Here is a 13,131-nt window from a genome sequence, read left to right on the forward strand (position 1 = left end):
TCATGCGGTATGCACGCCCCACGCGAACGGATCGTGCTCGTCGAAACACAAACGTCCTTCCGCCATGATGTACGCACGACCGGTAATAGTCGGCACCACGGTGCGCCCGTCGCCACTGTGCCGATAACTCGCGTCGAACACACTGCCGATGATGCTCTCCTGGCGCCACACTGCCCCTTCGGCGAGCTTGCCGTCCGCCGCGAGACACGCAACCTTTGCGCTCGTGCCGGTGCCGCAAGGCGAGCGATCGTACGCGCTGCCTGGACACAGCACGAAGCTGCGACTGTCGATACCGTCGCGCGAACCCGGGCCGAACAGTTCGATGTGATCGATCAATGCGCCGTCCGCCCCGGTGATGCCCTGCGCGATAAGCGCGTCGCGCATCGCGTCGCTGAACGCGGTCAACTCACCGATGTTCGACGGCACGAGCGCACGGCCATGATCCGCAACCAGAAAGAACCAGTTGCCGCCCCAACCGATATCGCCGGTGAAACTACCGTATCCGGGTACATCGACGCTCACGTCCTTGCGGAATCGCCACGCGGGCACGTTGCGCAGCGCGACGCTGCCGTCGTCGTTGAGTGTCGCTTCGACGACGCCGACCGGCGTTTCGATGCGATGCCGTCCCGGTCCGATGTGGCCCATATGCGCTAGCGACACGACAAGTCCGATCGTGCCGTGTCCGCACATGCCGAGGTAGCCGACGTTGTTGAAAAAGATCACGCCTGCCGCGCATTCCGGGTCGTTCGGTTCGCACAGCAACGCACCGACCATCACGTCCGAACCGCGCGGCTCGGTAACGATGCCGGCGCGCCACGCATCGAAGTGCGAGCGAAACCGCTCGAGTCGTTCAGCGAGCGTGCCACTGCCGAGATCCGGGCCGCCCGAGGTGACGAGGCGGGTCGGCTCACCGCCGGTATGGGAGTCGATGATGTTCAGGGTTTTCATGCCGCCATGGTAGAAACCCGACGGCTGCGAGTCTTGGCGCCGTTGCGCGTCGATTGTGACGATTTCGGCACAAAGCGAGCATCGGGTCTGCTGTAACCGCGGCGACGTGCGCCGGCAACGCGCCGGTTGTGCCGAAATCGTCATGCGGCACGCGCGAATCGCGCAAGACGCATTGTTTTTCCGTGCTTAAACTGCGACTCACTCAATACCACCCGAAACATTCAGGAGAGCAGTCGTGGCGCATATCTGGGAAGGCGTATGGCCGGCAGTCACCACCAAGTTCAACGCGGATTTCAGCATAGACCGTAAGTGGACCGAGAAGAACATCGATGCGCAGATCGAGGCGGGGGTCGACGGCATCATCGTGTGCGGTTCGTTGGGAGAGGCATCGACGCTTTCTCTCGACGAGAAGCTTGAGGTGCTCGATATCGCGGTGGAAGCATCGCGTGGTCGCGTGCCGGTGCTGCTGACGATTGCCGAAAACAGCACACTCGATGGCTGCCGTCAGGCCGAGGCCGGTGCAAAGCATGGCGCGAGCGGCTACATGGTCTTGCCGGGTCTGCGCTATCTGTCGGACCGGCGCGAGACGCTGCATCACTTCCGCTCGGTGGCGAGCGCAAGCGCGCTGCCGCTGATGATCTACAACAATCCGCTCGCGTACGGCGTCGACATGACACCCGAGATGTTCGCCGAGATCGCCGATGAAAAGAAAATCGTCGCGATCAAGGAATCGTGCGGCGACGTGCGTCGTGTGACCGACCTGATCAACGCAGTCGGCGACCGTTTCGCGATTCTGTGCGGCGTCGACAACCTCGCAATGGAAGCCCTGCTGATGGGCGCACATGGCTGGGTGGCCGGTCTCGTCTGCGCGTTTCCGCACGAGACGGTGGCGATCTACAAGCTGCTGAAAGCGGGCCGCCTCGAAGAAGCGCGCGCGATCTACCGCTGGTTCGCGCCGCTGCTCGCACTCGATGTCTCCGCAAAGCTCGTGCAGAACATCAAGCTCGCGGAAACGATCGTCGGTCTTGGCACCGAGCCTGTGCGTCCGCCGCGTCTGCCGCTCGTCGGCGACGAACGCAAGGCTGTCGAAGCGCTGATCCGCCACGCGATCGAAGCGCGCCCAACCCTCCCGTCGCTGTAAAACAGCACCGCTTTCGCAGTTGCCCTGGTTTCAGCAGTTGCACTACCCGCACTACCACGGCTGTCGACGCAACGCCGACGGCGCCGCACATCGTGCGCGCCGTCGCGCATCCATAACGGGGGAGATCATAGTGAAGCTCAAGGTACGGCATTTCGCGGTCGCATCGCTTGCGACGGTGGCAGCGCTTGGAGGCGGCGTCGCTCATGCAGCGTCGGGAGACATCGTCAAGATCGGTTTCGCTGCACCGCTTACTGGCCCGCAGTCGAACTACGGCATCGACATGCAAAAAGGCGCGCAACTCGCGATCGACGATTTCAACGCGACGAATCCGACGATCGGCGGCAAGCCGGTCAAGTTCGTGCTCGAAGCCGAAGACGACCAGGCCGATCCGCGCACCGGTACGACGGTTGCGCAACGACTGATCGACGAGAACGTGCGCGGCATCATCGGCCACTTCAATTCGGGTACCAGCATTCCTGCTTCGGATCTATACGACCACGCGGGCCTGCCGCAGATTTCGATGGCGACCTCGCCGCAATACACGGCACGCGGCTACAAGACAACGTACCGTCTGCTCACGAGCGATTCGCAGGCCGGCAGCATCATGGGTACGTATGTCGTGAAGACGCTGAAATACCGGCGCATAGCGATCATCGACGACCGCACCGCCTACGGCCAGGGCATCGCCGACGAATTCGCAAACGCAGTGCAAGCCGCGGGCGGCACCGTGATCAAGCGCGACTTCACCAACGACAAGGCACTCGATTTCGCCGCGATCCTGACCAACCTCAAGGGCATGAACCCCGATGCGATCTTCTACGGCGGCGGCGACGCACAATCGTCGCCGATGATCCGCAAGATGCGCCAGCTCGGCATCGGGTCGGCATTCATCACCGGCGAGATGTCGAAGTCACCGACGTTCCTGAAGGTGGGCGGCAGCGCGGCGGAAGGCGCGATCGTCTACATGGGCGGTTTGCCGAACCAGCGGATGCCCGGCTTCAAGGGCTTCGAAACGCGCTATGAAGCGCGCTTCCACGAGAACCCCGTCACCTACGCGCCGTATTCATACGACGGCACGATCGCGCTGCTCACCGCGATGAAAAACGCGAACTCCACCGATCCGAAGATCTACACACCGTTTTTGCAGAAGACCGGTTTGAAGGGCGTGACGTCAAGCGACATCGCCTACGATTCGAAGGGCGATCTGAAAGACGCACCGGTGACGATCTATAAAGTGCAGCAAGGCGCGTTCCTGCCGATCGATACGATCGGCGGCAGGAGCTAGATGGCGCCGATGGTATGCCTTTGAAGCTTTACACCGCGGCGGCGTGCCACGCCGCCGCGGCGCGATAGACGCACGCAAACCCGCATCGATAGTTCAGATGACGCCGAAACATCGGCTGTGACATGGCTATACCATGTCTCTCATGAACACGACCTCCACTCCCGCCTCTCCTCACGTCCCGTTCACGCCTGCGCTCGCGCGCATCCTTGCAACGGTCAGTGTGGCCTTCGTTGTCACGCAGCTCGACGTGACTATCGTCAACATTGCGCTTGCGCGGATCGGCACGGATCTGCAGGCGAACGTCGCCGGTCTGCAATGGATCGTCGACGCGTACACGCTGTCGTTTGCGGTACTGATGCTGTCAGCCGGTGTGCTCGGCGACCGGCTCGGCGCGCGTCGCACCTTCGCGGCCGGTATTGCGCTGTTCGCGCTCGCGTCGCTAGCCTGTGGACTCGCGACGAACGCGACGACGCTCGTGGCCGCGCGTGCGCTGCAAGGCATCGGTGCCGCGGCGATGCTGCCGAATTCGCTCGCGCTGCTCAATCAGGCGTGTCGGCACGATCCGAAACTGCGCGCTCGTGCAGTCGGTTTGTGGACTGCCGCTGGCGCAATATCCATTGCAGCAGGCCCGGTGATCGGCGGGCTGCTGATCGCGGCATTCGGCTGGCGCAGCATCTTTCTTGTCAATCTACCGCTCTGCGTGGCCGGCTTCATCGCGACCTTTGCGTGGGTGCCGGGTCCCGCGCGTTCGACCGCTGCATCCAACGACGCGACGCAGTCGCCGCGCGGTCTAGACCTTCCCGGCCAGTGCCTCGCAGTCGTCACGCTGACCGCGTTTACTGCTGCGGTCATCGAATGGCGGCCACTTGGCCTCACGCATCCTCTCGTGGCGGGTGGTTTCGTGCTCGCGCTGGTGGCCGGGAGTCTCTTCATCGCAGTCGAACGCCGGGTGCGCGCCCCGATGATGCCGCTGCCGCTGTTCGGCAACCGCACCTTCAGCGCTTCGGTGCTATTCGGTATCTGTGTGAACCTGACTTACTACGGCGTCGTGTTCGTACTGAGCCTGTATCTGCAACGCGTACGTGGTGACACGCCGTTGCAGGCCGGTCTCGCGTTCCTGCCGCTCACCGGCGGGTTTCTGATCTCGAACGTCGCGAGCGGCTGGGTTGTCGCGCGATATGGCGTGCGTGTGCCGATGATTGTCGGTGCGTTGACCGCGGCGCTCGGCTATTGGCTGCTGCATTTCGTGAATGCCGATACGTCGCTGGTCGGGCTACTGGTGCCGTTCCTGTTGATCCCTTCGGGTATGGGCCTCGCGGTCCCTGCGATGACCACCGCTGTGCTCGCGAGCGTCGAACCGCAGCGTGCCGGTACCGCGTCCGCCATTCTTAATACCGCGCGCCAGGCCGGCGGCGCGGTTGGCGTCGCGACCTTCGGCGCACTCGCAAGCGGGGCCGGTGTCGCGCATATTGTGTTTGGGGTGCAGGCTGCGACCGCGGTGTCGGCGGGACTGCTGCTGATCGGCGCAGTGCTCGGGTGCCTGGTGCATCCCGAGCCGCATGCACGACACGCGACGAAGACGGATGCGCGTACCGCGACGTAGTCGCGTACCAAGAACCAACACCCACGATACGTATGCATCGTGGGTGCCATGACAGATGAAACTACAGCGCAGCCTCCTGGACTTCGCCCGAGCTCAGTGCGCGCTCTATCAACCCTTCGCTCTTTGCCTTGCTGATCGCATTTGCGATCAGTTGTGCCGGTTGCTCGATCTCGGCCTTCAACGCACCGAAAAATCCAGATGCATCGAACACGACGAGCGTCAGTGCCGAATCGGCCTCGCTGATAATCACACGATTGTGCGACGTCGGCCCTTCGCCGAGGCTCGCGCAGAATGCCTTCACCTCGCCACCGATCGTCTGCTCAAAACTTTGAATCATCACGTCACTCCCAATGCAGAACCGCATTTGCAAACATCGCGCGCGGCGAACCGTGCCCGCGTTATCTGATTACCTGCCGAGACCGCTACGCGGTGCGCGCGCACCGTCGATGCTGATACGCCCCGCCCCCGTCGTGCAGAGCAACAGGAACCCGCCGGCGATGCCCACGTTCTTCAGGAAATGGATCAGCATGTCGTGCTGCATGACGGGGTCGGTGATATTCCAGAAGTCGTGCCCGAGGACCGCAGTCGCGATCGTATAGACGGCCAGGATGAAGCCGAGCGGACGGATCTTGAAGCCGAGCACGAGGAACAAACCACCGAGCGTTTCGACCGCGACGGCGATCGGTGCGGCGATCTGCACGACCGGCACGCCCTTCGATTGCATGTAGCTGACAAAGCCCGCGTATCCGAGCAGTTTCGTCACGCCGCCCCACAGGAACAACACAGCGAGAGCAAGGCGTGCAATGAAGATTACGCCGGAATCGACGGGACGCGTCATGAGGGGGGCTCCTGTAATGAATTAAGCAGAAGACCGGGAAGCGCTGCGGCAGTTCCCGGGCGCTGACGTCAGCATATGTGCATTACCCACCTTTTCCAAGTGAAACCGTACGCCGCGAACGCCCGTGCCATGCGGCCCCCGGGTCGAAAAGCCGTGAAAATCGCCTAAAAACACGTGACCCGCACGTGCATCTGCTTGTTATAATCTTTTCATGAAATCGAGCGAAACATAACGCGCTCACACCTTCACAACCTGACGCGTAGTGACGCGTTGTCACCGGGACCACCATGCTGAAATCCGAACGCCTGCGGGCGCTCGCCGACGCACTGGCGAGACAGAACGTGATGCGTCTGCGCGATGCCGCCACCTTGCTTGGGGTATCGGAAATGACGGTACGCCGCGATATTGCGGCGAGCCCTGGGCATTTCACGTATCTGGGCGGGTATATCGTCAGCGCGACCGATGTGCCGAACACGGCCGGTTATTCGCTGGAGCAGGAGAAGGATCATTTCGCGCAGGCGAAGGCGGATGCGTCGGCGTATGCGGCGAAACTGATTGGCGATAACGAGACGTTGTTTATCGATTGCGGTACGACGTTGACGACGCTGGCGCGATTGATTCCTGCGGAGCGGCACGTGACGGTGGTGTGTTACTCGCTGAACGTGGCGGAGATTTTGCGGCGCAAGCCGAATGTGCGGATGATCTTGCTGGGCGGGGTGTATGTTCCGTCGTCGGATTCGTTTGCGGGCGATGAGAGTCTCGAGACATTGCGACGCATGGGGATCAACAAGGCGTTCATCTCTGCGGGCGGGGTCGATGTGGAGCGCGGTGTGACGTGCTGGAATTTTCACGAGGTGGCGTTGAAGCAAGCGGCGATGGCGAGCGCGGTGGAGCGGCATCTCGTGGTGGATACGAGCAAGTTTGGTTTGTTGAAGGCGGTGAGGTTTTCGCAGATCGACGATTTCGATTCGATCATTACGGAGAAGGGGCAGGAGATTCGAAAGCGGAAGTGATTTTTTTTCTACCTGTGCAGGCGGCTTTTTTTTTGCGCCTCGCGGCTGGTTTGTTTGCCTGTGCAGGCGGCTTCTTGTTAGCGCCTCGCGGCTGGTTTGTTTGCCTGTGCAGGCGGCTTCTTGTTAGCGCCTCGCGGCGCAGGCGTTGCCCCTGTGCGGGGCGGCACCTTCTTTCTTTGCCGCGGCAAAGAAAGAAGGCAAAGAAAGCCGCTCGAAACGTTACCGGGTCATTTCCATATGTGGCCTTCGTGGCCCGCACCTAAGTGTCGACCTCGCAATGACACGATAGTGGTCCGAGACGAGATCACACCTCGCACCTTTGGCGGCAGTGACAAGGCCGTCATCCGTTCCGGCGCGCTTCGCCGCCGATGGGCATAATCCACCTCGGCTTTGTTTGGTGCCTCCTTCGTGTTCGATCTCGGCTTCTTGCCCGCGATGTCGACACGTCCGTGTGTGCAGTAGCAGAATTGACGGGCCTCGATACGAATCGAGCAGTCCCGTCATGTGTTGCCAGCCAGAACGGAGGAAGACCATGCCACGCAAACTTGTGCTACCGCTCATTCTTATTGCCATCGGAGTCCTGATAGAGCTATTTCATCCTTTCAATGCGATGGCCGCGACGCTAGGACCCGGTTGGGGCGACCTGCTGAATGGCAGTGCCGGACTCGCATGCCTGGTTGTCGCTCTGGTCATTGTGCTTATTACCAGCAAGCGGGAGGGCTAACACCCGCCGTCCCCCTATGGTTACCCGACCGCGAGCACGTCGTGCGAGCGGGATGAATGACGGCCTGGTCACTAACGGTTGCGGTGCGAGAGATGGTCTCGTCTCGGACCACCATCGTTTCAGTGCGAGGGTGACACTTAGGTGCGGGCCACGAGGGCTACACATGGAAAGGACTCGGTAACGTCTCGAGCGGCTTTCTTTGCCTTCTTTCTTTGCCGCGGCAAAGAAAGAAGGTGCCGCCCCGCACAGGGGCAACGCCTGCGCCGCGAGGCGCTAACGTGAAGCCGCCGGCTCAGGCAAACGCCAAAGCACAAAATCAAAAGCCGCCGCCCAGGCAAAAGATAGCCGCCTGCCAAGGCAAAAACAAAAAAATCGCCGGATGACAGCCGAGGGACCGTCAACCAGCGAGAGAGAAATCAACCACTGAGAGAAAAAGAGAGGACAGCAAAAACAAAACGAAAATGCACGGAGAAATCTGAAGCAAAAAATCACCTCCGCTGAAAAGCAAACATAGTCCCGGCAATCAGGATGAACGCCCCGACAATCACCTTCTGCCAGGTACTCGGCACCCCAACCAGTATCAATACGCTGTTGATCAGCGTCACCAGCACCACCCCCAGCAAGGTCCCCGCAACCGTCCCGGTGCCCCCCGTAATCCGTGCCCCACCCAGTATCACAGCCGCAATCACATCGAGTTCCGAACCCACCAGATCGAACGGATTCGCGAGGCGATTATTCGACACATGCAAGATGCCCGCGATACCCGCCAGCATCCCCGTATAACCAAACACAAAAAGATGAATCGCCCGCAGGTTGTAGCCAAGCCGTTCCGCAATCGCGAGACTGCCGCCCATCGCGTACACACCACGCCCCATCATCGTGCGGTTCAAAAGCCACCACGTCACCCCCGCGGCGAGAAACAGCGCCACCACCGAAACCGGCAGCACCGCGCGCAACCCATCGGCGGTGTGATAGAAAAACAGCGGCACGCGACCGAACCGGTCCATGCTGTGCGGGATGTTCATAAAGAACGTCGTCCCGACAAAGGTCAGCAGGATGCCGCGGTACAGATACTGTGTGCCGATCGTCACGATCAGCGAAGGCGCCTTCAACCGGTGCACCAGCAACCCGTTGATCACACCGAGCACGACACCGCCCAGCGCACCCAGCAGCAGGATCAATGCAAACGGTGCGTCCGGCCACCACGCGAACACAGCCTTGGTGATCGAATACATCGTCAACGCGCCGATCGCTGTGAACGACACATCGATACCGCCCGACGCGAGCACCACGAGCGTCCCCAGCGCAAACAACGACATCGTCGTCGCCGAGTGCAACAGATCGAACAGCGTCGCGAGCTGGAAGAAGCGCGGATTGATCGCCCCGACAATCACACAGATCACCACGATCAACGCCATCGTGAACCATTCGGGATTGCGCGTCAGCCTCGTGCCGAGGCTCGGCGATTTGACTCGCGGCGCAACGTCGATGACGGGGGGCGGGCTCATGGTCGGGTCGGTACGCGAATTCATGCTGGATAACGTCCTCGATTATGCTGCGTCCGACAGCAACGCACGGTACAGCCCCGCCTCGTCCAGCTCGTCCGCACGGTACTCATTGGCCACGCGTCCTTTCTTCATCAACAGAATGCGGTCGCAGTTTTGCAGCAGCTCAGGCAGATCGTCGCTGATCAGAATGATGCCGATGCCGCGCTTCGATAGTTGCTGCATGATCCGGTAGATGATGTCCTTCGAGCCCACGTCGACACCGACCGTCGGTCCATGCAGGATCAGCACGTGCGGATCGATTGCGAGCCAGCGGCCGATCAGCACGCGCTGCTGGTTGCCGCCGGACAGCGATTGCACCGGCTTGTCGACGCCCGGCGTCGCGATCTGCAGATCGTTCACCGTCTGCTCGGCAAGTGCCTGCGCGCGCTTGCTGTCGACCTGGCCGAAGCGGTCGCGCAGGTTCGTGATCAGCGCCGTGATCACGTTGTCGCGAATCGATTTGTCGAGAAACAGCCCTTCGTTCAGGCGGTCTTCCGGCACGTAACCGATTCGCTGCTGGCGCGCATCCGAAGGTGTGCGCAATCTGATCGGCCGGCCTTCGAGCACGACCGTCCCGCTCTGCGCTGGCGCCACGCCGGCAAGCGCGCGCGCCAGTTCGTTGCGGCCCGAATCGAGCAACCCCGTCACGCCGACAATCTCACCGCGGTGCAGCGCGAACGTCACGTCGCTGAATTGCCCCGCGCGCGACAGGCCGCGCACGTCGAGCACGATGTCCTGACCAAGGCCGCCTTCGCGGTAACGTTCGGTCGACAGATGGCGCCCTGTCATCAGTTCGCTGATCTGCGCCTTCGTATAGTTTGCAATCGGTCCCTGCGCCATCTTCTGGCCGTCGCGCAGCACGATGACCTCGCCGCCAATCGCATAACACTCGTCGAGCTTGTGGCTGACGAACAGCACCGTGACACCCTGCGCGCGCAGATTCGCGAGCACGGCGATCAGGTTGTCGACTTCCTTTTGCGTGAGCGAGGTTGTCGGTTCGTCCATGATGACGAAGCGCGCCTCGCTCGCAATCGCACGCGCGATCGCCACCAGTTGGCGCGTCGCGAGCGGCAGCTGTTCGACCAGTGTGCCGAGAAACGCAGCATCGCCAGGCAGGCCGACCGACTGCAGCGCGCGCGCCGCCGTGCGAGCCAGTGCACGACGATCGAAGGTTCGCGCGAGACGTCCGCCGTGTTCTGCAAGTTCCGAGGTCAGCCCGACGTTTTCGGCGACGCTCATGTTCGGCAGCAACGAGAGATCCTGATAGACCGTTTCGATGCCCGCCGCGAGCGCTTCGAGCGCGCTCAATCGCGCGTGCCGCACACCTTCGACGATCAGTTCGCCTTCGTCGGGCGGCTGCGCGCCGGAGATGATCTTGATCAGCGTGCTCTTGCCGCAGCCGTTCTCGCCGAGCAGGTGATAGATCTGCCCGCGCTCGAACGACAGGCTCACGCCGCGCAGCGCATGCACGCCTGTGAACCGTTTATGTACGCCGACCACTTGCAGGAACGGCGTGGATGTGACCGCTTGATTCGTCATGACGCACCGCGAAGATAACGCACCGGTATGGCTACCGGCGCGCCGTTAGTCTGATCGAAGCGTGCGATCAGAACGGATACTGCTTGTAGTTCGACTTGTCGACGTTCACCCAGCCCTGACCGCGCACGATGATGCCCTTGCCCGGTCCCTTCGCCACAGTCACCTTGTTGTAGCCCGGAATGCCGAGGTCGGCGCCGTTCTCGACGGTCTTGCCGTCGAGCAACAGCTTCGCGATCTTGTTCATCGCGAGGCCGGCAAGCTTCGGATCCCAGAACGCGATGCCGTTCACCGCGCCGCTTTCGAGGAACTTGCCCGCTTCGGTCGGCAGGCCCGTGCCGTACACGCAGATCTTGCCCTGCAGGCCCGCTTCTTCGACCGCGCGGCCGATACCGATGATGTCGAGCGACGACGACCCCTGGAAGCCCTTCAGGTCCGGATGCTTGCGCAGCACTTCTTTCGCGACTTCGTAGGCGCGCTCGCCATCGTTATTGGTTTCGAGTTTCGGCTCGACGAGATCCATCTTCGGATACTTCGCCTTCGCATTGCCGATCCCTCCGTCGGCCCACTGCACCTGCGAGCGGCTGCCCAGCGAGCCGACCAGCACCGCCCACTTGCCTTCGTCGTGCATGCACGATGCGAGCCGTTCATTGAGACCGGCGCCGTACGCCGTGTTGTCGAACGCCTCGATGTCGACCATCGTGTTCCTCTCGTTGTCGGCCTCGTGCGTGACGACCTTGATGCCGCGATCCATCGCTTTCTTCAGCGCAGGTTCAAGTGTGGGCGGATCGTATGGCACCACTGCGATCGCGTTGACTTTCTTCGCGATCAGATCTTCGATGATCTTCAGTTGCTGCGCTGCATCGGCGCGACCCGGCCCGGTCTGATAAGCGGTCACGCCCGGCGTGTCCTTCGCGAATTCCTTCACGCCGTCATCCATCCGGTTGAACCAGCTGATGCCCGTCACCTTGACGACCGTGACGATCGTCTCGTTGGTTGCCGCCTGCGCCGCGACGATCACGCCTGCTGCGAGAGTCCCCGCTGCCACGGCGGCAGCCAGTCGAGTCAGTTTCATGCCATGTCTCCTTTTTTGTGGTCCTTAAAGCCCCGGCAGCCTCAACCTTGAGGCAGCCTCGTTGATATCGCTATGGCATCGGGGTGACAGGGGAAGTGGCACCTCGAGGACCATGTAGGTCAGATGCTCGAGCGCCAGTCCCATTTCCCGGTGGTCCAGATAACCCCGGATGATTTTTCCACCATCGATCAAGCCAAGAGAAGCCGACGCCCCATGCTGATGCGCACTCGAAAGCTGGTCGGGCAACAATGCCTCCACCTCGCCGAGAACCCTCAAAATGAGCTTCGTCACACGATCGCTACTCATCTTTACTCCATCATCGCGCCTGCTCAGTTGCGTTCGATTGCGTTCGATTGCGCTCGTCTAAGGCTTCGTCTGCGCGCGGTCGGCGCGCACGAAGCCGAAGATCGCACGCACCCGTTCGCCACCCGCAAACGCAAGCGACAGCAGCAACAGGAAACCCCATGTGCAGTCGCCGAAGAACTGCGACACGCCGAGTAGATTGAACAGGCTCGATAGAAATTGCAGCACGGTTGCTGCAAAGAACACACAGATAATGCGTCCGTAGCCGCCGGCGGGATTCACGCCGCCCATTACGGCGATCAGGATCGCGATCAGCAGATACGAATTACCGTAGTCCCACTTCGCGCTCGACGTATGCGACGTGCTGATCAAACCCGCCAGCGATGCGAGTACGCCGCACATCGCATAGGTAAGCACCAGCATGCGCGTACGCGGAATTCCCGCGTAAAACGCGGCCTTCGGGTTGGTGCCCATCAGATACAGGCGCAGGCCGAACGGACTGCGACTGAGCAGCCAGCCCAGCACGACGATCGCCGCGATGAAGATGACGAACGAAATCGGTACCTGAAACACGGTGCCGTTGCCGATGTCCGACAGCGGATCGACGTAGTCGACGTGCACCGAAGCACCATTGCTGAGCACCACGGCAAAGCCGGTGAACAGCAACTGCGTGCCGAGCGTGCAGAGAATCGGTGTGAGTTGCAACCGAGCGATCACGACGCCGTTCAGCAGCCCACCGAGCAGCCCCATCGCAACCACGATCACGCAAAACAGCGATGTATAGAGCACCGGCGAATCGTCGCCGCTTACGAAGTGCGGCACGATCAGCGCGGCGACCATCCCCGACAGGTTCGCAAGTCCGACGCCCGACAGATCGATGCCGCCGTTGCCGGAAATCATCGATAGCATGATGCCGAGCGCGAGCAGGCCGAGTTCGGGTAGCTGACTACCCATCGACTGCAGGTTGTCGATTCCGACGAACAAGCCATGCGACAGCACCGTCGCAACCACCACGACCAGTACGTTGACGATGAGCAGAAAATTCAGTTGCCGGTCGGCGAACAGCTTTCCGGCGGCAGGCAAGGACTTCATGATGACGACCAGCTCCTTCTGACTGC

Annotated in this window: 13 protein-coding genes; 5 read left to right on the forward strand and 8 right to left on the reverse strand. The window is 61.5% G+C overall.

Annotation, left to right across the window (positions count from 1 at the left end; genetic code table 11):
* Positions 1-948: a 4-hydroxyproline epimerase gene (locus M0D65_RS12835; RefSeq protein ID WP_266252988.1), complete on the reverse strand. Its 948-nt coding sequence runs from the start codon at positions 946-948 to the stop codon at positions 1-3.
* Positions 949-1,183: 235 nt separating this feature from the next.
* On the opposite strand from M0D65_RS12835, the gene M0D65_RS12840 reads away from it, so the two are divergent.
* The 3 genes from M0D65_RS12840 to M0D65_RS12850 all read left to right on the forward strand — a co-directional run bounded on the left by M0D65_RS12840 (position 1,184) and on the right by M0D65_RS12850 (position 4,977).
* The gene (locus M0D65_RS12840; protein WP_266252989.1) at positions 1,184-2,089 is read left to right on the forward strand and encodes a dihydrodipicolinate synthase family protein; all 906 of its coding nucleotides are present in this window, start codon (positions 1,184-1,186) and stop codon (positions 2,087-2,089) included.
* A gap of 130 nt (positions 2,090-2,219) precedes the next feature.
* On the forward strand, positions 2,220-3,374 hold the full coding sequence (locus M0D65_RS12845) for a branched-chain amino acid ABC transporter substrate-binding protein (RefSeq protein ID WP_266252990.1): 1,155 nt from the start codon (positions 2,220-2,222) through the stop codon (positions 3,372-3,374).
* Between the two features lie 142 nt (positions 3,375-3,516).
* Complete coding sequence (locus M0D65_RS12850; protein WP_266252991.1) at positions 3,517-4,977, forward strand: MFS transporter; 1,461 nt, start codon at positions 3,517-3,519, stop codon at positions 4,975-4,977.
* Positions 4,978-5,038: 61 nt separating this feature from the next.
* Here the strand turns inward: M0D65_RS12850 and M0D65_RS12855 are convergent, their stop codons facing one another.
* Together M0D65_RS12855 and M0D65_RS12860 are read right to left on the reverse strand one after the other, a co-directional pair.
* Entirely contained in the window at positions 5,039-5,314 is a 276-nt protein-coding gene (locus M0D65_RS12855; protein WP_091008855.1) for a hypothetical protein, read from the reverse strand.
* Between the two features lie 69 nt (positions 5,315-5,383).
* A complete protein-coding gene (locus tag M0D65_RS12860; RefSeq protein ID WP_091007499.1) occupies positions 5,384-5,815 on the reverse strand; it encodes a DoxX family protein in 432 nt (143 codons plus the stop codon).
* Between the two features lie 287 nt (positions 5,816-6,102).
* Between M0D65_RS12860 and M0D65_RS12865 the strand changes: the two genes are divergently transcribed.
* Entirely contained in the window at positions 6,103-6,828 is a 726-nt protein-coding gene (locus tag M0D65_RS12865) for a DeoR/GlpR family DNA-binding transcription regulator (protein WP_266252992.1), read from the forward strand.
* 532 nt (positions 6,829-7,360) lie between these two features.
* Entirely contained in the window at positions 7,361-7,552 is a 192-nt protein-coding gene (locus M0D65_RS12870; protein ID WP_266252993.1) for a hypothetical protein, read from the forward strand.
* A 488-nt stretch (positions 7,553-8,040) separates the two neighbouring features.
* Here the strand turns inward: M0D65_RS12870 and M0D65_RS12875 are convergent, their stop codons facing one another.
* The 5 genes from M0D65_RS12875 to M0D65_RS12895 all read right to left on the reverse strand — a co-directional run bounded on the left by M0D65_RS12875 (position 8,041) and on the right by M0D65_RS12895 (position 13,105).
* Positions 8,041-9,084, reverse strand: coding sequence for an ABC transporter permease (locus M0D65_RS12875; protein WP_266252994.1), 1,044 nt, complete (start codon positions 9,082-9,084; stop codon positions 8,041-8,043).
* Between the two features lie 18 nt (positions 9,085-9,102).
* On the reverse strand, positions 9,103-10,638 hold the full coding sequence (locus tag M0D65_RS12880; protein WP_091007514.1) for a sugar ABC transporter ATP-binding protein: 1,536 nt from the start codon (positions 10,636-10,638) through the stop codon (positions 9,103-9,105).
* 67 nt (positions 10,639-10,705) lie between these two features.
* A complete protein-coding gene (locus tag M0D65_RS12885; protein ID WP_266252995.1) occupies positions 10,706-11,710 on the reverse strand; it encodes an autoinducer 2 ABC transporter substrate-binding protein in 1,005 nt (334 codons plus the stop codon).
* Positions 11,711-11,734: 24 nt separating this feature from the next.
* Positions 11,735-12,016: a hypothetical protein gene (locus tag M0D65_RS12890; protein WP_266252996.1), complete on the reverse strand. Its 282-nt coding sequence runs from the start codon at positions 12,014-12,016 to the stop codon at positions 11,735-11,737.
* 57 nt (positions 12,017-12,073) lie between these two features.
* On the reverse strand, positions 12,074-13,105 hold the full coding sequence (locus M0D65_RS12895; protein ID WP_266252997.1) for an ABC transporter permease: 1,032 nt from the start codon (positions 13,103-13,105) through the stop codon (positions 12,074-12,076).
* Between the last annotated feature and the right edge of the window lie 26 nt (positions 13,106-13,131).

The organism is Paraburkholderia sp. CHISQ3 (genome assembly GCF_030464945.1).
GTDB classification, from domain to species: Bacteria; Pseudomonadota; Gammaproteobacteria; order Burkholderiales; family Burkholderiaceae; genus Paraburkholderia; species Paraburkholderia megapolitana.